Consider the following 23,219-nt stretch of genomic DNA (forward strand, 5'->3'; position numbering starts at 1 on the left):
ATTCAGGATACAACGGGCACGGCCTGTGACCGTCCGACTTCTGTTACTGCTTCAACGTGCTCTTTCACATTAAATACGGCGACTAACCCGGTAAGGTGATCCGCCTGGTTTGCCAGCTGATCGGTCGCAGCCGCCGCCTCTTCCACCAGTGAGGCGTTCTGCTGTGTAACCTGATCCATCTGTGTAACGGCCTGCGCCACCTGCTCAATACCACGGCGTTGTTCATCAGACGCCGAGGCAATCTCGCCCATAATGTCGTTAACCCGCGTCACGGAGGTGACTATCTCGTGCATGGTCTGCGCGGCGGTATCCACCAGCGCGGAGCCCTGCTGAACGCGGGAGACCGACTCTTCTATCAGCCCTTTGATCTCTTTCGCCGCATTGGCGCTGCGGCTGGCGAGGTTTCGGACTTCACCGGCAACCACCGCGAACCCGCGCCCCTGCTCGCCGGCACGCGCCGCTTCCACCGCCGCGTTCAGCGCCAGAATATTGGTCTGGAACGCGATACCGTCGATAACGCTGATAATGTCGCCAATTTTCTGCGAGCTGGCGGCAATCTCCTGCATCGTGCTGGCAACGTGAGAAGCCTGATCGCCCCCACGTTTCGCCGTCATCGCTGCCTGTTTTGACAAGTCGGACGCCTGACGCGCGTTATCGGCGTTCTGGCTTACCGTCGCGGTCAGCTGCTCCATGCTGGCCGCCGTCTGCGCCAGCGATGCCGCCTGCTGTTCAGTGCGGGAAGAGAGGTCGTTATTGCCTGCCGCAATCTCGGAGATCCCGGTATGCATGGCGTAACTGCCCTGGCGAACGTTGCTTACCGTTTCCCGCAGCGAACTCTGCATCGCCTTCAGGCTGGCGAAAATCGCTGATATTTCATTCCTGCCATACACGGCCACCGGACGCGCCAGGTCGCCCTTCGCAATACTGTCGAAGTGACTGCTGACGATGGCCAGCGGCTGGACGATCATTTTGCGCGACCACCACAGCGAGCCGCCGGTCAGCAGGGCCGCCAGGATTACCATAGTCAGGAATATCACCCCTGACATGCGGTAACTGGTACGGCTGTCCGCACCGGCACGCGCCACAAACTGGTTAATATCCTGCTGCCATGCGTTAAAGCTGTCGTCAAACGCCGCCTGAGACGCCTGCACCGGCGCGGTCAGGAAGTCAGAAAGCTGGTTGTTCTCCAGCCACGTCGCCTGATGGTCGAGATCGCCGTACCACACATCAAAGGTCTTTTTCATGGCGACTTTGAGCGCTTTCTCTTTCTCACTGACCGCCTCCTGCGCCGTAAAAGCCTTAAACTGCGCGTCGGCCTGCTTCAGGCTGCTGCGGGCCACAACCATCAGCGCCTTAATATCCTCCGGCGGATAGCTCAGCGCGGTTAACGTCCCTGCTTTGTTCAGCGCAGTGCTTGCCTGCAACAGCACGGCACGCGTTTGTGCCAGTGCGGAGCGCTGCTGATTACTCGTCTCAACTTCCTGCAAATTCTGATAGCCATCGCGAAACGCCCAGAAAGACAACCCGTTACTGCCAACCTGCAAAACCCCACACAGGATCAGAATCAAAAACAGTGTGGTCGAGATACGAATACGATTTAACATCCACGCTCCCATCAAGCGGCAAGCAGCCGCGGTTTAATTGTCAGTCAAAATGTTTCCCAGTTTTCATCTTGTCCGGTCACCGCTGCGCGCGTACGTGCTGTCACGGGCGCCGGGGCTGCTTCGCCGTACACCGACCGCGAGCTGACCGTATTTGTTGTTTTTGAAGTAAGACGGAACGCCGAGACGGCCATTTTCAGGCGGCTCGCCTGGTCCTCCAGCGCAGCGGCCGCGGCAGCGGACTCCTGCACCAGGGCGGCGTTTTGCTGCGTCACACGATCCATTTCCGATACCGCCAGGGCGACCTGGTCAATACCACGACTCTGCTCATCCGATGCAGAGGCGATTTCACCCATGATGTCCGTCACGCGCGTCACGGCATTCACGATGTCATTCATGGTTTCACCCGCACTTTCCACCAGCACCGAGCCGGTATCCACGCGTGAAACAGAGTCTTCAATCAGGGCTTTGATCTCTTTCGCCGCATTGGCGCTGCGGCTGGCGAGGTTACGCACTTCGCCGGCGACCACGGCAAACCCGCGCCCCTGCTCGCCCGCACGCGCCGCTTCAACGGCCGCGTTCAGCGCCAGGATATTGGTCTGGAAGGCGATACCGTCGATTACGCTGATGATGTCGGCGATTTTCTTCGAGCTGTCGGCAATGTCATGCATGGTTTTCACCACGCCGTCGACCACCCGACCGCCGCGCTGGGCGGTGTCGGACGCGCTTTCTGCAAGCTGCGACGCCTGGCGGGCATTGTCGGCATTCTGCTTCACGGTCGCGGTGAGCTGCTCCATGCTGGCCGCCGTCTCTTCCAGTGCGGATGCCTGCTGTTCGGTACGGGACGAGAGATCGTTGTTGCCCATCGCGATTTCACTCGTGCCGGTATAGATGGCATCCGCCCCCTCGCGCACGTTGGCGACGGTATCAATCAGCGAACGCTGCATATGGTCGACGCTTGTTGCCAGCTCGGTGATCTCATTGCGGCCAGAAACGGTCAGCGTTTTCGTGAGATCGCCCCGGCCAATATCACGGATATGGGCAATGACGCGGCCAAGCGGGTTAAGAAGGATATGACGAATGCCGTACCACACGGCCACCAGCACGATGACCAGCGCGAGGGCGAGAACCGCCATCTGCCATTTAGCGAAACGGTAGTCGTTCTGGCTTTGCGTGAACGCGGAGTGATAAAGCTCGCCGCTGGCTTTAGCGTACTCGCCGAGCGCCGCGCCGAGGGCGTTCTGCATTCCCTGGGTCGGCTGCGCGAAATAGGCGTCCATATTGCCCTTCTCCAGGAACTGCACCAGCTCCGTGAGGCCGGCGAAGTAGGCCTGATATTTTTCATCTATGTTCGCGCTCGCCTGCGCCATTGCCGGCTGAGGGGCGATTTTTTTGAAGGCGTCGTAATGTTTCGCCGCGTCTGCCAGCGTGGCGCGCGCATTCTTCAGCAGTTCCGTTTTTGCGCTGCTCTGCTGGTTATTTGGGTCCATCATCATGCGGGCAGACGAGCGGCTCAGGTTGATACGCGTCTGCAACATCAGATCCCAGGTCGTGGTCAGTTCGCTTTGCTGCATTCGCAAATCGTTCGAGGCCGCGAAGCTGTCCTGGTTCTGTTTTAACGACGAGAAAAAGAGGCCGCCAGAAGTAAGCTGAAGAAGTGCGAAAATGACCAGCACCATCATAAGCATTGTGACAACGCGGATACGGTTCAACATACAACACCTTCTCATAGATTTATTAACGGTGTTATCGGCACAGGCCACAGGAACTTTACATTTGCGAAAGGGAAAAGCGCGGGAGTCAGAATGCGACGTCGACAATCAGCGTGTCGGTGTAGGTTCCGGCAGGCGGCGTGGCCTGGCTGGTCAGAACTTTGGCGGTGTAGTTGTAGGTACGTAAAAGCCCGTCCGTACTGACCTGCGATGAGCTGGCGCTGGCCCAGCGCTCGCTGCCGCTGCCGCCCCAGCGGTTGCTGGTCGCCTCTTTGTAGATGTCGTAACTCATGAAGTTGCTGCCGCTGACCATACGACGCACGTTGTTCAGGGCATTTGCCCCATTATTAATGCCTATGGTGTAGGTGCTACCTTTGGTACAGGTGACGGCAACCGACTGTGAAACGGTGGGAAAATTTTGCACCAGCGGCGCGCTGTTAAAATTCACGTCCGGCGTGGTCATGGTGCTGCAATCGTTGGTGACGGTCATGTTGACGAGAATGGAGGTGGTTGCCGTGCCGGTTTGCGGGGTCAGGCACGCACCGACCGCGCCAACAGCGCACACGTTGTAGTTGATGCTGAACGTTAACAACACCTGGTACGGCCCGGCAGTGACGTTCTGCCCCATTACGGTCCGGAAATAAAGGGGAATGTTGTAGCGCCTTGAACCCAGCAGCCCGAGCAGCGTGTTTCCACTCCAGGTATAGGCTTTGCTGATTTGTACTTCACTGTTTCCGCCGCAGCCGGACGCCCCGCACAGGCGCGTAGGAATGACATCGGTAATAGCCGCGTTGTCCGTACGCTTCATGGTCGCCCGGCTATTCGCAAAGACGGATGCCGAAGTGTAAGTCAGCGTCACCGAGTCGTTGGTTAACAGGTTGAGAACGGTATCGCAGGTCACCACCAGCGTGCCCGTCGTTTCCACTTCCCCGGTGCCGCTGAGTGCGAACGAGGTGACGCTGCCAAACGAGGCATTCACCGTACTGACGGTACAGGCCGCCCAGCTGCCGCCGGAGCACAGCAGCAGAAGCGCGATTAACAGGCGTCTCACGGCGCCTCCCGACAGGTCAGCGGACCGTAGGTTTGCAGCTTATGCTCAGGGTTTGCGCCAACGGTCAGCGTTGCCGTACAGCGTTTACCCTCCGGGGTGATGACCTCAAGCGGATTCACATCGTTGAGGTTTTCCAGCCAGGCGAGGCCGTCATAGCCGACAACCGCGCTGCTGCGGGATGCGCGTCTAACCTGGCTTCCCACCGGGATCGCATTGCCCTGCGCATCGTGCAGAATGACGCTGGCAACCCGCTCCTGCTCCATCGGGAAATCCACCAGATAACCGTTATGCCGACGAATCGCCACCCGACGCTCGGTCTCTTTCAGCCGGGTATCCGCAGGTAAGTTCAGGGTATCAATGCGGTAGCTTGCCGGGTAATAGGCGGAAACGCCGCTGACCAACAGATAACCTTTGTTATTGGTTTTACCAACCGGCTGGTTTTCGTAGCTGACGGGTACGTCCGGATGTCCGTCGGTGCTGATCACCACAAACGCATCGTTGATTTTGTTCGCCGCAAACAGCTCACCGTCCATCAGCACAACAGAACCCATCGCCTCGCCCCACCAGGTCATCATGCCCTTCTCACCGTAGCCGCCGCCCTGTAGCTCCACATTGTTATTCCGCCAGCCGAGCGTAGCCTGCTGATAGTTACTCGACCGCGACTGGTTGGCCCAGGCCATGTTCCAGCTAAAGCCGCCGTCTGAAGGCATCGAGTGGTTGTAGTTAATGCGTTGAGTGCTGCCTGCGTCAGGGGTGTTTTCAAAGGTGACGGCGGCGCTGTCACGTTCGCCGAGGGGAACCTGCAACGACAGCGCAACCGTCCAGTCGCCCCGCTGCTGGTCACGGCTGGCAGCCAGATAAATACTGCTTGAGCCCCACAAATTACGGCTCCAGGAGAGGTTGAGCAGCTCAGTTTTTTTGCTGTCAAAACTTTCAACCCCGATCCACGCCGCGCCGATATTGCCGTAACCGCCGAGGTTAAAGGTTAAGGAATACTGGTCGGTATTGCGGCTCAGGCTGGCAACGGGGTTATCATTTTCATCATAAACGGTGGGCTGATCGTACAGGGCGAGGTTGCCGAAGCCACGGTCGCGCCGGGTATGCTGGGTCGCTACGCTAAACTCGCTGGTGTTGTACTGATAGCCCCAGTTTATCTGGCCGCCGCTATCGCCGCGCATGCGGCTTTGGGTCCACGAGGTATTTACCACGCCAAAACGCCCGAGCTTCAGCACCGTGCCCGCTCCGCCGAGCGCCAGCGACTCCGCCCCTTCCGCATGCCCCTCCAGCGTCAGCCAGTCGGTCACCCCGTAGCGATACGATCCGCTGCCCGCCGCCGGGCCATAGTCAAAATTCTCAATACCGTAGTTACGCCGCAGGCTGCCCAGCGTCACGGCGCCGTCGCTTAACCCCTGCTTAAGCAGATCGCTGCTGACATAAAACGGCAGCGTGGTACTCACCTGACGACCCAGCGCATCAGTGGTAACCAGCACCGCATCCCCGGCACCGTTGATATACGGCAGATTGGTGAGGGTAAACGGCCCCGGCTGAAGGCGGGTGGAGCCGGAACGGTAGCCATTAATAAAGAGATCGACCGAGGTCGGGACAGCCGCCTCGCCGGAAAACGCCGGCAGCGGCCAGGTCACCAGATCAGGACGCAGGGAGAAGTCGCGCCCGTAGCTGATCCCGCCCATGCGCACGCTGGTGCTCCAGCTCAGCGCATCGCTGATGACGTCCCCGACGGTCCAGGTGGTGGCATCTTCCTCGTTGGTGATCAGAAACGTTGAGTCGTAGCGCACGTACCCTTCCTGCTGCCCGCTGTTACCGGTGAAATTCTGCCGGGCGTAACCCGTCGATGAAAACGAATAATCCTCATTGAAATAGCGGAACTCGTGCCAGACCGACGCCTGGCCGCCCGTGTGCTCGGAATGGTTGGTATAAACGTCGTAATTGAGCAACGCGCCGCGGCCATAGTGCGGCTTGCTATGCGTGTTCTCTTCGCTGAACGGCGTGATCCGCGCGGCGACCCAGTCCCGGGGGACCGTCAGCAACAGACGCTGGGCCGTGCTGTCGTACTCTGCGCGTACCGACGTAAGCGTCGAGAGATTCACCTCTCCGGCAGGCACATGCGCGGGCGGCAGCCCGGCGCGGAGCAAATCCGCGCCCGAAATAAACCAGGCACCCTCGCGCTGCGTCACCGGCACCACCAGACCCGTGTCATAGTGGTTCAGCACCAGGGCGAGCTGGAATACTGCTTCGCCGTTCATCGTCCGTGCATCCGGCGGCGGCGGTAAACTGTCGTCACCGGTTTCGGCAAAGGCGCTGGTACTGACGCAAAGCAGGATCATCATCGCCGGTTTCAGTTGACGGGCGTCGATTGCCATTGCGTATCCCTGGCATTAATTTGCGCGCTCATCCGGTTCGGCTGATAAATCCCTGCCGGAAGCGGCCAGCTTCGGGTGCTGCCTGGCAGCACATAACCCAGCAGCCCCTCGGCAACCGTGCGTTTTTGCCCGCCCTGCTCAACCGCAACCTGGCTGAGCCGGACGTGAACATCCCCCTGATTACGGACCTGAAGCGCGGGTTTCCCCCCCTCCTGAACGACCCGCCAGCTCAGCTGTTGGGTGTTCGCCAGCGCGTGGTGTGCCCCTTCGTTGAGGGTGGGGATCCCCTGCCCATAAACAAATAAAGGAATCGAATAGCGCATTTGCAGTTTGAGGCCCATGGACGGTTCCGCTTTGGCATCCGGCAGGGGAATTTCATCCACAATAATGCGGTAGGCCTGCTCAACCCCCGACGGGATCGTCCCCTGCTTGATCAGGCGAATAAGCTGTTTACTGCCTTTAGCGATAGTCACGATCGGCGGGCTGGCGACCACATCCTGCTGGGCGGTGTAACGCTCATATCCGCCCTCCTGTTTCCAGCGCACAATGCGTATCTGCATTGTCGTGGCGCTGTTACCCTGATTCTGGATCCACAATTCAGTTGCTCTGGCCTCTGCCGAAAGCCACGGATCGATGGGCCACAAAAGAATGGTTGCCGCTGCCTGCGCCTGGCCCGCTGCCAGAGCCGTTGCCCCCAACAGACCCACCAGGCCTGATCGCCTGAAAAATGGCTTCATCGATGTTCTCCCTTTCCTACCATGACAAGGTCACGGTGAGTTGATCTGAATATGTTCCCGGCAGGCTAAACCCCGTCAGGAGCGCGACGCCAAAAAGAGGCAGCGCGATGTTATTGCTGTTGGTATAGGTAATCGGTATGGCCTGGTTAACGCCAATTTCACTGTTCGCGGCCAGTGAGCTGCTGCTGTAGAGCCGGTAACCGACCACCTCTGTCCCGCCTGAACGCGTCATCCGCCTCACAGAGCTATAATTCTGACCGCCGTTAATGCTCATACTTAGCGCCACACCCGGTGTGCAGGCGATGGACAACGCGCCGTCGGCGACAAAGCTGGTGCTGACCGGCGTGTTGTCCACGCCATTGCGGGTTCCAAAATCCAGCGTCCCAAAGCGCCCGCCCGTGCCGGTACTCACCGAGCATCCTGGTACTACCGTCGCGCTCACCCTGAAGGACTGGGATGTCACCGCCCTGGCGTCGCAGATCATCATCAGCCCGACGATCAGGGCCAAAAAAGGGTGCACGACGCCCTCTGCGCTTTCGCGCAGACATAAACACAATGCCTTCATGGCTGAATCAGTAGGTGACGCTGACGTTAATCGTGTCGGTATAGGTTCCCGGTACAACCGTTACGCTATTGCCGCCGCCTGTTATGCGCCCGTAGAGGGTATAGCTGTTCACCCCGCCCGCTGTGGAAGCTACGGGCAACGCGGCGTTGTTAGCAATCACGTTGTTGTACCCGCTGTCGCTATAGAGGCTGTATGCCACGCCCTGTGCCGCATTGGCGGTGTTCACCAGATATCGGGCGGGTGTGCCGGGGGTGCCGACAACGGTTCCGGGTGCGGTCGCGTTGGTGTTGCCGGTGATCGCCACCGTGTAACTGGCAGTGGTACATTGAATGGTAAAGGTATTTCCGCCGCTGGCCCCGGTTAACTGGGTTGTCAGGGTGGAGAATGTCGCAGGATGGGTCCCGAAATCGAGTGTCCCGAAGTTAATGCCGTTTTGCGTTGGCGAGCCGTTGATCAAACAACCGTTCGTCAACGTCAGCGTCGCCCCGATAGTACCGCTACTGGTGACTGCCAGCGCCTGACCGACAGTCGCCGCCGTCAGCAGTGTACCCGCGCAGATAAAAAGAAGTTTTCCTTTCATTTACCACCCTCCAGAAGAAATAATGGTCCGCTTGCCATATTTTATTCATACTGTTCAGTATGTTAGCCCCGCTTAAACATTCCCCGGCGCGGTTACTGAGAATTTAGTTTATGGTTCACGCTTCAACCACTTTCAACGAAGGTGAGACACCCGCCCCCAATTAACAGACTATTAACAAACATTACAAAGAGTTAGCAAAATAAAACGGGCATTATTCTTGCTTAATCTGAGGATATATCGCGTGTAATGTGATCTGCATCACAATATATCGTTATGATAAAAACAACGAATTTCATAAAAATTAAAAACAAGTTGTAACTCACGCAGCTTTACTTCAATTTATGCCTCGAATATTTTCCTGCGCTTAAATAAAAATTTTGTATGCATCGACGCAGGAAACTCTTTTAGCGCATAGAGGATTTTTTGTGGCAAGTGCAAACAAACTCACGCTCTTCATCGTGATTTTCATGCTGGCGGGTATTCTTTCAGGTGCGGCGATCCATGAGTATGCTTCGTCCGACGCGATACAGGCCTGGTCGGAGAACATTACGCTACTGACCGATATTTTCCTGCGGCTGATTAAGATGGTGATTGCCCCGCTGGTGTTCAGCACCCTGACGGTGGGCATTATGAAGCTGGGTGAAACGTCGACGATTGGGCGCGTCGGGGGTAAAGCGATGGTGTGGTTTATCAGCTCATCCGTGCTTTCCATTCTGGTGGGGCTGTTTATTGTTACCCTTGAACAACCCGGCAGCGGTCTGAACCTGAGCATACCCACAGAGACAGTTGATACCGGCCTGGCCGTTAGTGGGATGTCGCTGAAAGCCTTCCTGTCACACACCATTCCAACCAGCATTGCCGGCGCGATGGCGAACAATGAGATCCTGCAAATTGTGGTCTTCTCGATGTTCTTCGGCATTGGCGGCGCGTCACTGGGCCAAAAATTCAACGCCCCGCTGGTCGCGGCGCTGGATGTGGTCTCCCACATTATGCTGAAGGTGACGGGCTACGTGATGTACGTTGCGCCGCTGGCCATTTTTGCCGCAATTTCGTCCGTCATTGCCACCCAGGGGCTGGGCATTTTGCTGAACTATGCCTCGTTTATTGGCGGTTACTATGTGGCGATCCTTCTGACCTGTCTGGTATTGCTGGCGGTAGGTTACATGGTGCTGAAAAAAGAGATTTTTCGTCTGGTGGCGATGCTGAAAGATCCGGTGCTGGTCGCGTTTACCACCAGCAGCTCTGAAGCGGCATACCCGAAAACGCTGGAGCAGTTAGCGCGCTTCGGCTGTTCACGGAATATCGCCTCTTTCGTCCTGCCGATCGGCTACTCGTTTAACCTGGTCGGCTCCATGGTGTACTGCTCGTTCGCCTCAATGTTTATCGCCCAGGCGTACAACATTCACCTGAGTTTCACCGAGGTGACGGTGCTGATGTTAACGCTGATGCTGGCCTCAAAAGGCATTGCGGGTGTACCGCGCTCGTCGCTGGTGGTGCTGGCGGCAACCATTCCGAGCTTTAATATTCCGGTGGCCGGGATCCTGCTGCTGATGGGGATTGATCATTTCCTGGATATGGGACGGTCCGCCATTAACGTGCTGGGGAACGGGATTGCGACGGCGATGCTGTCGCAGAATGAAGGGGCGCGGGAAGCGGAGGCAGAGCTGGTGGAGCAGGAGGCGTAAGGATACAAAAGAGCCGGGTGGCGCTGACGCTTACCCGGCTTCATTTTATGCTACATGATTCGCCGCAATATCCAGCAGCGCCATCTCTTCACTGTTCAGCAGCTTCTCAATATTCACCAGAATTAGCATACGCTCGCCGAGCGCACCCAACCCCGTCAGGTATTCCGTCGACAGCGTGACCGCAAACTCCGGCGCAGGACGGATTTGATCTGCGGTCAGCGACAGTACATCAGACACGCCATCCACCACGATCCCCACCACGCGCTGCCCCAGATTCAGGACGATCACCACCGTGTTATCGTTGTACTCCACATCGCCCTGGCTGAACTTCACGCGCAGGTCCACGATAGGCACAATCACACCGCGCAGGTTGGTCACACCCTTGATAAACGCTGGCGTGTTCGCAATGCGCGTTACCTGGTCGTAACCACGAATTTCCTGCACTTTCAGGATGTCGATACCGTACTCTTCATCACCTAAAGTGAAAACCAGGAATTCCTGCCCCGATGGCTCGCCCGCCAGTTTCGTTACGTTACTCATACCGGTCATGTTATTACCTTTTACTTAATCAGGCGGCTGTGTTCGCCACACGTTGTTCACGATTTAATCCCTGAAGTGCCGATACATCGACGATCAGCGCGACGCTACCATCACCCAGGATGGTGGCAGCAGAGATCCCCGGCACTTTGCGGTAGTTACTTTCCAGGTTCTTAACCACCACCTGATGCTGACCAATCAGCTGATCAACCAGCAGCGCGTAGCGGCGTCCGGCGCTTTGCAGGATCACAACGATACCCTGCGTGGCCTCGGTTTTTGCCCCGTCCACTTCGAACACTTTCCACAGTTCCACCAGCGGCAGATACTCGCCGCGTACTTCGAGCACGCGCTCCCCGCCCGCCAGCGGATGCAGATCTTCTTCACGCGGCTGGAGGGACTCCATCACCGCGTTCAGCGGCAGAATAAAGACTTCGTCCGCCACTTTAACGGACATGCCGTCAAGAATGGCCAGCGTCAGCGGCAGCAGGATACGAATCGTGGTGCCTGCACCCTGCTTAGACTGGATCTCAACGTGACCGCCCATCTCCTGAATGTTACGTTTCACCACGTCCATGCCCACGCCACGGCCGGAAACGTCGGTGACCTGCTCTGCGGTTGAGAAGCCCGGGGCAAAAATCAGCATGCCCACTTCTTCGTCCGTCATGTTTTCGTTGACCGCCATTCCCTGCGAGATCGCCTTCGCCAGAATGCGCTCGCGGTTCAGGCCTGCGCCGTCATCGGTCACTTCGATGCAGATGTTGCCGCCCTGATGTTCCGCTGACAGGATCAGGTTGCCCACGGGCGATTTTCCGGCTGCCACGCGATTTTCCGGCAGCTCGATGCCGTGGTCGAGGCTGTTACGCACCAGGTGCGTTAACGGGTCGATAATGCGTTCGATCAGGCTCTTGTCCAGCTCGGTGGAGCTGCCCATCAGCGTGAGTTCGATCTGTTTGTTGAGCTTGCCGGCCAGGTCGCGCACCAGGCGCGGGAAGCGGCTGAAGACATATTCCATCGGCATCATGCGGATGGACATCACCGATTCCTGCAAATCGCGGGCGTTACGTTGTAACTGGCCCATGCTGGTGATGAGATCGCCGTGAGTCACCGGGTCCAGCTCGTTGGAACGCTGGGCCAGCATCGACTGGGTGATCACCAGTTCACCCACCAGGTTGATTAGCTGATCCACTTTCTCCACCGCCACGCGAATGCTCGTGGACTCGCTGGAACGCGCCGCCGGTTTTTCACCGCGGGCCGGGGCAGCCGTCTCTTTTGGCACGGCTTTCAGTGCCGGGGCAGCGGCAACTACCGCAGGGGTATTCTCTGCCGGAGCTGGCGCTTCAACGGCCGCCGCCTCGGTTTCAAACGCAATCTGATCCGCTTCAATGACGAAGCAGAGCACTGCCACGATGTCATCCTGACCGATCCCGCCGTCAAGCGTCGCGGCCAGGCTGTCTTTGCCCTTCACCACGTTGCTGAGCGTCGCCAGGTTCCCCAGCTCCTCTTCCAGCAGGTTGACCTCGTTCTCCTTCAGACGTGACAGCACCACGCGCAGTTTTCCTGCGGGCGCGTCAGGCGCCGTAGCGGGTTCGGCCACGGCGTCAACAACGCTCAGTTTTGCCGCAGGGACAGCGGGCGCAGACGCCTCACCTTTGGCTTCCAGCGCTAACTGACGCAGCGCGTTGCAGATGTATTCAAAGCTGGCGGCATCAGGCTCTGCCGAACTTTTATAGGCGTCGAGCTGTTCCTGCATAATATCTTTCGTTTCCAAAAACAGGTTGATAATGTCGGTATTGAGCTGCATCTCACCGCGTCGTGCTTCATCCAGCAGGTTTTCCATTAAATGGGTGGTTTCCTGCAAAATGGTAAATCCAAACGTTCCGGCTCCGCCTTTAATGGAATGCGCCGCACGGAAGATGGCATTGAGCTGTTCTGAGTCCGGCGCCTCGGGCACCAGATCCAGCAAATGTTGCTCCATATCGGCCAACAATTCGTCGGCTTCATCAAAAAATGTCTGGTAAAAATCGGTAATATCCATGCTCACGCTATCACCTCGGATTGGCTGGTGGCGATGTTGGAACGGCAGCCGAAGGGACGGCCCCAGGCTGTTTTAAATCGTCCAGTGACTCATTCTGACTTTCGGCGTTTTCATGCAGGATGGCCTGCTCCGCCTGCTGGTTCAGCACTAAAAGACTGATACGACGGTTGATGGCGTCATCCGGTCCGCGGTCGGTAAGGCGCATGGTTGCAGCCATGCCGACCACGCGCAGGACCTTGCCATCATCAAGCCCACCCGCCACCAGCTCGCGACGCGAGGCGTTGGCGCGATCGGCAGAAAGCTCCCAGTTGCTGTATCCTTTCTCTCCCGTGGCGTACGGGAAATCATCCGTGTGTCCGGACAGGCTAATGCGGTTAGGAATACCGTTCAGTACCGGTGCAATCGCACGCAGAATATCGCGCATGTAGGGCTCGACTTCGGCGCTGCCGGTTTTAAACATCGGCCGGTTCTGGCTGTCGATGATCTGAATACGCAGCCCTTCCTGTACCAGGTCAATTTTCAGATGCGGACGCAGCGCGCGCAGCTTGGGGTCCGCTTCAATCAGCTGATCCAGGTCACCGCGCAGTTTTTTCAGGCGCGCCTGCTCCATCCGTTTTTTCAGCTCGTCGATGTTAGGCTGTTTTTTCACTTCGCCCTGCTGCTGGGTGTAATCGTCACCGCCGCCGGGGATCGGGCTGTCGCTGTTCGAAATGCGCGGCCCGCCGGTGACCGCCGTCGCCAGCGGCGTCCTGAAATATTCCGCAATCTGGATAAGCTCTTTCGGGCTGGAGATGGAGATCAGCCACATCACCAGGAAGAACGCCATCATGGCGGTCATAAAGTCGGCGTACGCGATCTTCCAGGAGCCGTGAGAACCGTGCCCGTGCCCCTTATGCTTGCGCTTTTTTACGATGACGATCGGATGGGACTGGTTTTTCATGCGTCCTCAGTTGTCGTCTGTTGGTTGGGGTTTTTCACCGCGCGCACGTGCTCTTCCAGTTCGATAAACGACGGACGTTCGCTGGAGTAGAGCGTCTTACGACCAAATTCGACGGCGATCGGCGGGGCATAACCGTTGAGGTTTGAGAGCAGCGTAATTTTCACGCACTGCATCATTTTGGTGGTTTCGGCGCTCTTCTGGCGCAGCACGCTCGCCAGCGGGGAGATAAAGCCGTAGGCCAGTAAAATACCGAGGAACGTCCCCACCATCGCGTGGGCAATCAGCGCGCCCAGCTCAGCCGCCGGGCGATCCGCCGAGGCCAGAGCATGTACCACGCCCATTACCGCCGCCACGATGCCAAACGCCGGAAGCGAGTCGCCCACCAGCGCCAGGCTGTTGGCCGGCACTTCGGATTCGCTCTCATGGGTTTCAATCTCTTCGTCCATCAGGGCTTCAATTTCGAAGGTGTTCATGTTGCCGCTGATGATCAGGCGCAGGTAATCGACGATAAAATCGAGCATCATCGCGTCGGCCAGAATACGCGGGTAGCTGGCGAAAATTTCGCTCTCTTTCGGATTTTCGATGTCCCGCTCCAGCGAGAACATCCCCTGCTGACGTGACTTCGCCATCAGGCGATAGAGCAGCGCCAGCAGATCCATATACATGCTTTTGGTGTATTTCGAGCGACGAAACAGCAGCGGAATCGCCTTCAGCGTGCCCTTGATCGATTTACCGTTGTTACCAACGATAAAAGCCCCTACCCCTGCACCGCCGATGATGACAAGTTCAGCCGGTTGATAGAGTGCTCCAAGGTGCCCGCCGGTCATCATGTAACCGCCGAAAACTGTACCGAGAACTACCAGGTAACCTAATAAGATAAGCACGACATCATCCTTCCGCTAGTGACTATGGCAGGACGTTCATTTCGAGCGCGAGACCTGAACGCAGGGTAAAAAAAAGCAGCGGTAATCGCTTACCGCTGCTGGAATCTTGCCCACAGGTTCGGGTTAAACAGCGTGTTCGATCTGTTCATCCAGCAGTTGTGGAATAATATCGGCAGCATCCCGGGAAAGTTTACGTCTTTTTACGGCTCGGGATGGAGGCTGGCACAAACTACAGGCGAAGCTGCCCGCAGGCTGATGCGCGTGGGTAATAAAATTGCCGTCACAGCAGTTGCAGCGCGACAATTCAAGCATGCCGCTTTCAACAAAACGCACCAGCGTCCAGGCGCGGGTCAGCGCCAGCAGAGGTCCCTCTTCCTGCTGCGGGCATTGCTCAAGGTAAAGTTTGTAGGCTTTGATCACGGCATCAACGCCGCTGCATAAGCCCGTTTTAAGCAGGTACTGCCAGGCGTTACAGAACATGGAAGCATGAATGTTCTGCTCCCAGGTCATGAACCAGTCAGTGGAAAAAGGCAGCATGCCTTTTGGCGGCGGGCTACCACGCAGTTCTTTGTACAGCTTGATCAGACGACCACGGCTCAACTGCGTCTCGCTTTCCAGCATTTGTAAACGCGCGCCCAGCGTGATGAGTTCCATTGCCAGCTGGATATCACGGGCTTCCTGAACAATGCTTTTTTCGCTCATTGTTAAGCCCTTTTCTTCCGGGCTACGTCATCAGGCTGGCTGATTTCGTTGAGCAGACGGGTGGAGAGAAGAATACCGGTGTGGATTTGTTGCAGATCGTCCACGCGAGATTCCTGAGTCAGACGCGTAATGGTCTGCGGGTTATCAAAACGGAACTGGCAGACAAGTTGATTGGTTTCAGCCAGCTTGACCATTTGCGGGAGGGTTAATCCACCCAGCATGGTTGCCATCTCTTCGTTAACACCCAGACGAAACATCGCTGACGGTTTGTCCTGACTAATCAAACGCTGCGCGAGCAATAAATACGACAAATTGATGTCATAAATATGTTTTAGCAACTCGGATGTATGCATTTTTCCCATCCCGAATAACCAACTATTATTTTTATGCGGAAAGACCGCACCCCGTGATGTCGCCGGGAAATCACCCGGTATAAAAAGAAAAGGCCAAATGCATAGTTGAATTTAGGTTTGTACGTCGTAAAGCGCGTGACCGGTTAACATGGCCAAAATGTCGGTTACACATTTTATCTTTTCTTACAAATAACTAAGATTTTTCCTAATTCGACGCAAACTCTACTCGTCAGTTTTGACACATACAATGCAGCCCCCCCTGGAATTTAAAAAAATGTGATCTTCGTCACATAATTTACGCGAATGTAACCCATAAATCCATCAGCGCGACTTGTAATTTGACTATTTATTGAGCAACCGAAGCTTGGTTATATTCTTATGGAACGAATACTCATGCAGAGGGATGGGTGGATCGGGTATGAAAATTGCTATGTCGGAGAAGCGCTGCCCTTCCGCGTCTGAACGGGCGCGAACGTCAGGGAACAGCCAGAGTTAATTAAGTAAAAACAGCAGGTTAAGCTTTCAATTCGAGACAGGAGCTTCCAGGGGTCAGCATCACGCTTGCGTTGACGATCGGTTAACGCGATTTAACAGCACGGAAGGCTAAATGTGTGATTTACGTTAAGTTGTTAATTACTTTCATTTAGCGCCGCCATTTCGTTATTCTTCTTATAAGAATAATTAATGAATAATTATGATAAGGTTCACACTATTGTCGCATGTACCTCTTGCAGAAGCGGCAGATTCGCGGTAAAGCTTGAGAAACGTGTCATTCTGACATAAAAGGAGTGTGTGATGAGTTACTCCCATCTTCTTGTTTCTGTTGCGGTTTCCCCAGAAAGTCATCAACTCGTCGCCCGTGCCGTTTCCATTGCCCGCCCGAACAACGCCCGCATAAGTCTGATCACCCTGGCAGCTGAACCCGAAATGTATAACCAACTGGCAGCGCCTATGCTGGAAGATATTCGTGAGGTTCTTCAGGAAGAAACGCAGCAATTTCTGCGCGAGCTGGTTGAGCGGGCAAACTATCCTGTCCATCAGACGGTGATTGCCACCGGGGAATTAAGTGAACATATTCTCGACATTTGTCGGAAACAGAATATTGATTTGGTCATTTGCGGAAATCATAACCAGAGCTTTTTTTCCCGGGCGGCATGCTCGGCAAAATCCATCGTTTCGTCAAGCCAGGTGGATGTCCTGCTGGTGCCTCTCGGGGGCAATTAATGCCCCCGAAGGAAATCAGGCGAGTTTAGGGAAGGTCGCGATCTTTTTTTGCAGATCACCTTCCTGACTTTGCGGCTGGATCGCGCGTAAATCGTCAATAAAACGCGCCTGCCAGCGGTTGATATCATTCTTGACGATGGTCTCCATCATTTCCGAATGACGTGAAATGCGTTCCGCAAGCGGCATGGTTAACGCGCGATTCAGGGCATTTGCCACGTCATCGCGATCGTAAGGGTTCACAATCAGCGCTGAGGTTAACTCGTTTGCCGCACCGGCAAATTGGGACAGCACCAGCACGCCCGGGTCAGCAGGATCTTGTGCTGCGACATACTCTTTTGCCACCAGATTCATCCCGTCGCGCAGCGGCGTGACCAACCCGACGTCCGCATAGCGGAACACTTTCATCAGGATTTTGCGCTCAAAATGCTGATTCAGATAGAAAAGTGGAGTCCAGCCGAGCTGGCCATAGCGCCCGTTGATGCGCCCTGCTTCGGTCTCAAGCTGGTGACGAATATCCTGGTAGGCCTGAACCTCACCGCGCGAGGTCGGCGCTATCTGGGTGTAGCGGATCTTGCCATGATGCTGCGGGAATTTATCCAGCAGGGTTTCATAGGCGAGGAATCGCTCCGGCAACCCTTTGGAATAATCCAGTCGTTCAACCGAAAAGATATTCTTAACGTGCTTGAGTTCGTCCTTGAGCTGGGCAAGCTTCGGCGGCAGCGGACCGGAGGCCTGCTCGGCAATTTCGTCTGGCTCAATACCGATCGGGTAGACTTCGGTATGGAAATTTCGTCCCCACGCGGTATGAGATTTACCGCCGTGAGTGACCAGCCGGGTTTTGCCCGACACGCTGTCGAGGAAGGCCAGCCTGTCATTTTCCGTCTGGAAACCGAGCAGGTCGTAATCTGACAGCGCCTCCAGGATCTCCTCGTGCTGCGGCAGCGCCGTAAAGATCTCCGGGGTCGGGAACGGAATATGCAGGAAGAAACCGATTCGGTTATTCACACCCCGTTTCCGCAACTCCCTGGCGAAAGGCAGCAGATGATAATCGTGGATCCATAAAATATCGTCTTCTTCGATCAGCGGCAGTAGTTTATCTGCCAGCAGCGCGTTGACGCGCATGTAGCCTTCATAGGATTCACGCTGGAATTTCACCAGATCCAGACGATAGTGAAACGCTGGCCACAGCACGGCGTTTGAGAACTCGGAATAATATTCATCATAGTCCTTCTCGCTAAGGGCGAAGGAGGCCCACGTGATATTGCCCCGTGACACCTTTTTTAGCGGTTTCTCTTCATTACTGATTTCCCCGCTCCAGCCAAACCAGAGACCACCCGCGGCTTTGAGGGCACCTAATACCCCGACCGCCAGGCCACCGGCACTGGCTTTTTTATCATCCGGCGGTGCGATGCGATTAGAGACGACGACTAAGCGACCCATAATGATTTCTCCCGTTGTTTTGCGCTATTTGTTGTTGTTGCTGGTTAGCGACGTCAGATATCCACTGCCAGACGCTGGCGACATTATCCAGCCGCCATCCGGCAATGGTTTCACCAGATCCAACCTTGACAGACATGCCCTGGGCCTGGTTTACCACCCTGAACCCGGCCTCGTCGGTCAGGTCATCCCCAAAAAAGACTGGCGTACGCCCTTTGAACGGCGCTTCCGCCATAAACGCTGCAATGGCAGCGCCTTTGTTAATTCCTGCCGGTTTAATCTCGACCACACATTTACCCGGCTGTAACGCCAGCTCCGGATGGGCTTCGGCCACGCTTCTTGCTATCGAAAATATCGCCGCCTCATGATGGGGCGCCTGACGGTAGTGCAGCGCAAAAGCCATGCCTTTGGCTTCCAGTTCCGTACCGGGAAGCATTTCCAGAGCCGAAGAGAGTTGCGCATGCAGCGCCTGAATCAGCGTGTCGGGGAGTGAAACTATATGCAGTTGATCATGGATATCGCGGCGCTCCGCTCCGTGCACACCGGCCAGCGGAAAGTGATAAGGACTGGCGAGCACGTCCAGCTCGGCCATTGAGCGCCCTGAAATCAATGCCAGTGCCCCCTCGTTCTGTCGGGAGAGCTGCTGCAAATTCTCTAACACCGTGTCCGGTACAACAACGTCATCCGGATGCGGTTCAATCCCGGCGAGCGTCCCGTCGAGGTCAAAAAAGAAAGCAAATTTTCCGGGCAGTACAGGCGGTGCGGTTAACAAGTCAGCCACCCTAATCCTCCTTACAGTGAACAAAACAGCCATGTAAGTATAGACAGTGTGACGGTGCTCGCCATTTAGCAACCGGCCCGTCAACAAAACTGGCGGGCCGGTCAGGGGGTCAACTATGGTTAATAGTTGAGCAGGTTAGTGGCTAAAAATAAATCAGACGGTACGCTTCGCTTTTTGCTTGTAACGGTCGAAGATCACCGCTGCCAGCAGGATCAGGCCGCGTACGACGTACTGAGAGAACGGAGAAATATTGAGCAGGTTCATGGCGTTCTCCACGGTCCCCAGAATCAGGATCCCCGCCACCACATATGAGATTTTTCCGATGCCGCCCTTGAGGGAAACGCCCCCTAAAACGCAGGCTGAGATAACGATCAGCTCATAACCAATGGAGGTCATAGGCTGGCCGCTGGTCATGCGCGACGCCAGAATAATCCCCGCCGCCGCCGATACCAGCCCGGAAAGCACGAAGATAATGATCTTGGTCCGTACGACCGGGACACCCGCCAGACGCGCCGCCTCTTCATTGCCGCCAATCGCCAGGGTATTTCGGCCAAAGGTGGTGCGGTTGAGCAGGAAACCGAACAGGATCAAACAGCCTACCGTCAGCCAGATTGGCGCAGGCAGCCCCAGCCAGTTGGCATAGCCCAGCGTGAAGAAACGCTCGTCTTCAATCCCCACGGCTTTCCCGTCGGAGATGATATAGGCCAGACCGCGCACGATTTGCATGGTCGCCAGCGTCGTAATCAGGGCGTTAATCTTCAGGCGCGCAATGACAAACCCGTTCACCAGGCCGCTCAACACGCCGAGCAGCAGCCCGGCCAGCACGCCGATCCACAGGCTTTCGGTCATGTTGATCACCACGGCAGTGGTGACGCCTGCACAGGCAATCACCGAGGCGACCGACAGGTCAAAATCACCGGACGCCAGGCAGAACAGCATTCCGCAGGCCACCATGCCGGACATGGAGATAGCCAGCCCCAGCCCCTTCATATTGATGAACGTGGCGAAGTTCGGCACAAAAATCGCGCAGGCGACGAAGAGGGCAGCAAAGACCACCAGCATGCCGTACTGGTCCCAGATGCGGCCAAAACTGAAAGCCGACTTCGGCGCTCCGGATGTAGTAACAGAGGACATCATTGACTCCTTACTCAGGCGACAGCCTGGCTAACTTTAGGCATGGCGAGACTCAACGCCTGTTGTTCATTCGCCTGTTCATGCAGCAATTCACCGGCAATTTCGCCTTCACGCATCACTACAATGCGGTCGGCGACGCCCAGCACCTCGGGCAGATCGCTGGAGGCGAACAGGACCGCCACACCACGTTTTGCCAGTTCATAGATGACGTTATAGATTTCGTGTTTCGCCCCCACGTCAATACCGCGCGTTGGTTCATCCAGCAAAATGACCTTCATATCTTCCGATAGCCAGCGCCCCAGAATGGCTTTTTGCTGGTTACCGCCGGACAGGTTCATGATCAGCTGTTCAGCGCCGGGGGTTTTAATGTTCAGCGAACGGATATGGTGATCCGCGTTGCTCGCCTCCCAGCCGTCGTTAATCAGACATCCCGCGCGGATAAACTTGCGCCGGGCAGAGATGTTGATGTTGTCGCGCACCGAGTGCACCGGAATAATGCCCTCCGCCTTTCGATCCTCCGGGCAGAGCATAATCCCCGCGTTAATCGCCTGCGCAGGCTTCTGAATATCGACCTTTTTCCCGTCGACGAAAACCTGGCCCTGGGTTATGCGCGTCCCGCCAAACAGCCCTTTCATCAGCTCGCTGCGCCCTGCCCCCACAAGGCCAAACAGCCCGACGATTTCGCCGCTGCGCACCGAGAGTGAAATGGGCGTGCGCACGCCTGGGGCTTTGACGTTATCCAGACGCAGACGCTCCGGGCCATACTCGCGCGGTTTCCAGTGGTAAATGTCCCCCAGATCGCGTCCGACCATCGCCTGCACCAGCTGATCGTGATTAACCTGCTGCATATCGGTGAAGGTGCGCACGTAGCGTCCATCTTTAAACACGGTGATGGCATCGCTTAAGGCAAAAATCTCTTCCATACGGTGAGAAACGTACAGAATGATGCGGCCCTCTTTGCGCAGCTCGCGGATCACGCGAAAGAGATTTTCTATTTCACGCGCCGAGAGCGAGCTGGTTGGCTCATCGAAGGCGATAATTTTGGCGTTACGCGCCAGCGCTTTGGCAATTTCCACCATCTGCCACTGGCCGATGGAGAGATACTTAAGGGGCGTTTGCGGATCGACATCCAGCCCAAGGTGCTTGAGCTGCAAGCCCGCTTCATAATTGAGCAGCGAGCGGTTGACCACGCCGCTTTTATGCGGAAGCTGGCCCAGATAGATGTTCTCCGCCACGGTCATTTCAGGAATGAGATGCAGCTCCTGATAGATGATGGCGACGCCCGCATTTAACGCTGCCGTGGTGTCGGCAAAGGCCACCACTTCGCCGCGAATAGCCAGCGTGCCGGTGGTGGGCGTGTAGTTGCCGCTGAGAATTTTTAGCAGCGTGGATTTTCCCGCGCCATTCTCCCCCATCAGGGCGTGAACCTGGCCGGCATAGCAGTCGAAGCTGATATCGGTCAGCGCGTTTACACCGGGGAACGTTTTACCGATGCCGCGGAAAGAGAGATACGGATCAGACTGTTGCATAACGACTCCGTGATTCCTGTAGTGTGTACGTCTGGCCCCTCACGGTGAGGGAGGGGCGCAATCACAGCGTATTACTTACCGCCCAGTCCTTTTTTCGCCAGCTCCTCTTTGAAGTTATCGCGGGTGATCAGCACCACATCGGTCACTTCAGTGAATTTCGGCGGTTCAGCCCCTTTGGTCACCCAGTTGTAGAGCATTTCGCTGGATTTATAGCCGTGGACATCCGGGCTTGGCAGCAGTGAGCCATAGAAGCCGGTCGCCTGCGCTTTAGACAGTTCGCTCACGGCGTCAACGCCGTTAATGCCGATCCCGATCACGTCCGGTGCTTTAAAGCCCTGGCCTTCCGTTGCACGCACGCCACCCAGTACGGTGTTGTCGTTCATCCCCACCACCAGCCAGTGCTTCACTTCCGGATGCTGGACGAGCATGGAGTTCGCCGCATCAAAGGCGCCCGGAATATCGTTGGATTTGGTCGGGACTTTGTAGATCTGTTTTTCAGGGAAGCCAGCCGCTTTCAGGGCGTCCATGGACCCGGTGGTACGACGACGGGCGGTGTCCAGCTCGTCTGCGGTAATAGCCATCACGGCGGTCTCTTTGACATCCCAGCCGCGTTTTTGCATCTCTTTATAGAGCTCCTGGCCCTGACGCTCACCGATTTTAGTGGCCGCCATCATTACCAGCGGAACGGTATCCATCGGTTTGCCTTTGGCATTCACGAACTGATCGTCCACCGCAATCACTTTCATGTCGTAACCGCGCGCTTTCGCGGCAATCGCTGACCCCAGTTTTGGATCCGGCGTACAGATAACGAAACCTTTCGCACCGCTGGCCGCCAGGCTATCAATGGCGTTCAACGTTTTCTCACCGTCAGGTACAGCGATTTTAATTACCTCAAATCCCAAATCTTTTCCGGCTTTATCAGCAAATTTCCATTCGGTCTGGAACCACGGTTCTTCAGGCTGTTTAACCAGAAAACCGAGCTTTAAATTTTCAGCGATAGCGGATTGTGACATAACGGCAGCCAGGCCGATGGCCGCCAGCGCTTTAGTAAATTTGTGCATGGTAAACTCCAGCTTAAGCATTCTTATCTGTAGGGAATAATGGCGAACAACTTATTTAATCGGACTTAAAACAAGGCATTAGCGCTTACCTTGTTATAAGCGTTATTGCTGGAGATAGTTTTAGCGGGAAATTAATCATCCATAAGAGAGCGACATCACACCGCAGAATTACAGTAATTGCGTACATAAATTCAGCGAAAAATGACATAAAAAAGGACGTAATTGTCCTACAAATGGAAAGGAGTTAAGCAGGATTATCCATAAGGTCAGCTAAGAAATCCCTGTAAGCC

The 23,219-nt window shown here is 55.9% G+C and carries 20 protein-coding genes; 2 read left to right on the forward strand and 18 right to left on the reverse strand.

Annotation, left to right across the window (positions count from 1 at the left end):
- Positions 1-2: 2 nt before the first annotated feature.
- From tap to ACOTX4_RS13555, 7 genes are all read right to left on the reverse strand, one after another.
- Positions 3-1,604 (reverse strand): methyl-accepting chemotaxis protein IV, encoded by a 1,602-nt coding sequence (gene tap, locus ACOTX4_RS13525; protein ID WP_022651450.1) that lies wholly within the window; start codon positions 1,602-1,604, stop codon positions 3-5.
- A 44-nt stretch (positions 1,605-1,648) separates the two neighbouring features.
- Complete coding sequence (gene tar, locus ACOTX4_RS13530; RefSeq protein WP_023314355.1) at positions 1,649-3,316, reverse strand: methyl-accepting chemotaxis protein II; 1,668 nt, start codon at positions 3,314-3,316, stop codon at positions 1,649-1,651.
- An 85-nt stretch (positions 3,317-3,401) separates the two neighbouring features.
- Positions 3,402-4,364 carry a Csu type fimbrial protein gene (locus tag ACOTX4_RS13535; protein WP_045329895.1) on the reverse strand — a complete coding sequence of 321 codons (963 nt, stop codon included), beginning with the start codon at positions 4,362-4,364 and terminating at the stop codon, positions 3,402-3,404.
- Positions 4,361-6,745, reverse strand: coding sequence for a fimbria/pilus outer membrane usher protein (locus ACOTX4_RS13540; RefSeq protein WP_063937714.1), 2,385 nt, complete (start codon positions 6,743-6,745; stop codon positions 4,361-4,363). Before ACOTX4_RS13540 ends, ACOTX4_RS13535 begins: the two co-directional genes overlap by 4 nt.
- Entirely contained in the window at positions 6,721-7,482 is a 762-nt protein-coding gene (locus ACOTX4_RS13545) for a fimbrial biogenesis chaperone (protein WP_063937716.1), read from the reverse strand. The genes ACOTX4_RS13540 and ACOTX4_RS13545 overlap by 25 nt, the downstream gene beginning before the upstream one ends.
- Before the next feature lie 16 nt (positions 7,483-7,498).
- A complete protein-coding gene (locus ACOTX4_RS13550; RefSeq protein ID WP_032609535.1) occupies positions 7,499-8,047 on the reverse strand; it encodes a Csu type fimbrial protein in 549 nt (182 codons plus the stop codon).
- A gap of 7 nt (positions 8,048-8,054) precedes the next feature.
- Positions 8,055-8,627: a spore coat U domain-containing protein gene (locus ACOTX4_RS13555; RefSeq protein ID WP_421635391.1), complete on the reverse strand. Its 573-nt coding sequence runs from the start codon at positions 8,625-8,627 to the stop codon at positions 8,055-8,057.
- A 425-nt stretch (positions 8,628-9,052) separates the two neighbouring features.
- Here ACOTX4_RS13555 and ACOTX4_RS13560 point away from each other — a divergent pair, with 425 nt between their 5' ends.
- Positions 9,053-10,312, forward strand: a complete 1,260-nt coding sequence (locus ACOTX4_RS13560) for a dicarboxylate/amino acid:cation symporter (protein ID WP_003859700.1) — start codon at positions 9,053-9,055, stop codon at positions 10,310-10,312.
- Positions 10,313-10,357: 45 nt separating this feature from the next.
- Here the strand turns inward: ACOTX4_RS13560 and cheW are convergent, their stop codons facing one another.
- The 6 genes from cheW to flhD all read right to left on the reverse strand — a co-directional run bounded on the left by cheW (position 10,358) and on the right by flhD (position 15,763).
- Complete coding sequence (gene cheW, locus ACOTX4_RS13565) at positions 10,358-10,861, reverse strand: chemotaxis protein CheW (protein ID WP_003859699.1); 504 nt, start codon at positions 10,859-10,861, stop codon at positions 10,358-10,360.
- 19 nt (positions 10,862-10,880) lie between these two features.
- The gene (cheA, locus tag ACOTX4_RS13570) at positions 10,881-12,890 is read right to left on the reverse strand and encodes a chemotaxis protein CheA (protein WP_003859698.1); all 2,010 of its coding nucleotides are present in this window, start codon (positions 12,888-12,890) and stop codon (positions 10,881-10,883) included.
- A 4-nt stretch (positions 12,891-12,894) separates the two neighbouring features.
- Positions 12,895-13,824: a flagellar motor protein MotB gene (gene motB / locus ACOTX4_RS13575; protein ID WP_045342316.1), complete on the reverse strand. Its 930-nt coding sequence runs from the start codon at positions 13,822-13,824 to the stop codon at positions 12,895-12,897.
- Complete coding sequence (gene motA / locus ACOTX4_RS13580; RefSeq protein WP_003859696.1) at positions 13,821-14,708, reverse strand: flagellar motor stator protein MotA; 888 nt, start codon at positions 14,706-14,708, stop codon at positions 13,821-13,823. Before motA ends, motB begins: the two co-directional genes overlap by 4 nt.
- 123 nt (positions 14,709-14,831) lie before the next feature.
- Positions 14,832-15,410 carry a flagellar transcriptional regulator FlhC gene (gene flhC / locus ACOTX4_RS13585; RefSeq protein ID WP_003859695.1) on the reverse strand — a complete coding sequence of 193 codons (579 nt, stop codon included), beginning with the start codon at positions 15,408-15,410 and terminating at the stop codon, positions 14,832-14,834.
- A gap of 2 nt (positions 15,411-15,412) precedes the next feature.
- A complete protein-coding gene (flhD, locus tag ACOTX4_RS13590) occupies positions 15,413-15,763 on the reverse strand; it encodes a flagellar transcriptional regulator FlhD (RefSeq protein WP_003859693.1) in 351 nt (116 codons plus the stop codon).
- A gap of 795 nt (positions 15,764-16,558) precedes the next feature.
- Between flhD and uspC the strand changes: the two genes are divergently transcribed.
- Entirely contained in the window at positions 16,559-16,987 is a 429-nt protein-coding gene (gene uspC, locus ACOTX4_RS13595; protein ID WP_003859692.1) for a universal stress protein UspC, read from the forward strand.
- Positions 16,988-17,002: 15 nt separating this feature from the next.
- On the opposite strand, the gene otsA is transcribed toward uspC, so the two are convergent.
- The 5 genes from otsA to araF form a co-directional block, all read right to left on the reverse strand.
- Positions 17,003-18,427: an alpha,alpha-trehalose-phosphate synthase gene (gene otsA / locus ACOTX4_RS13600; RefSeq protein ID WP_003859691.1), complete on the reverse strand. Its 1,425-nt coding sequence runs from the start codon at positions 18,425-18,427 to the stop codon at positions 17,003-17,005.
- Positions 18,402-19,205 (reverse strand): trehalose-phosphatase, encoded by an 804-nt coding sequence (gene otsB / locus ACOTX4_RS13605; RefSeq protein ID WP_003859690.1) that lies wholly within the window; start codon positions 19,203-19,205, stop codon positions 18,402-18,404. Before otsB ends, otsA begins: the two co-directional genes overlap by 26 nt.
- 153 nt (positions 19,206-19,358) lie before the next feature.
- Entirely contained in the window at positions 19,359-20,339 is a 981-nt protein-coding gene (gene araH / locus ACOTX4_RS13610; protein WP_003859689.1) for an arabinose ABC transporter permease AraH, read from the reverse strand.
- Between the two features lie 14 nt (positions 20,340-20,353).
- Positions 20,354-21,868, reverse strand: coding sequence for an L-arabinose ABC transporter ATP-binding protein AraG (araG, locus tag ACOTX4_RS13615; protein WP_063937721.1), 1,515 nt, complete (start codon positions 21,866-21,868; stop codon positions 20,354-20,356).
- A gap of 71 nt (positions 21,869-21,939) precedes the next feature.
- Complete coding sequence (araF, locus tag ACOTX4_RS13620) at positions 21,940-22,929, reverse strand: arabinose ABC transporter substrate-binding protein AraF (protein WP_003859687.1); 990 nt, start codon at positions 22,927-22,929, stop codon at positions 21,940-21,942.
- Positions 22,930-23,219 lie beyond the last annotated feature (290 nt).

The sequence above is a fragment of the Enterobacter cloacae complex sp. IR5459 genome, assembly GCF_049238005.1.
Lineage (GTDB): Bacteria > Pseudomonadota > Gammaproteobacteria > Enterobacterales > Enterobacteriaceae > Enterobacter > Enterobacter hormaechei_C.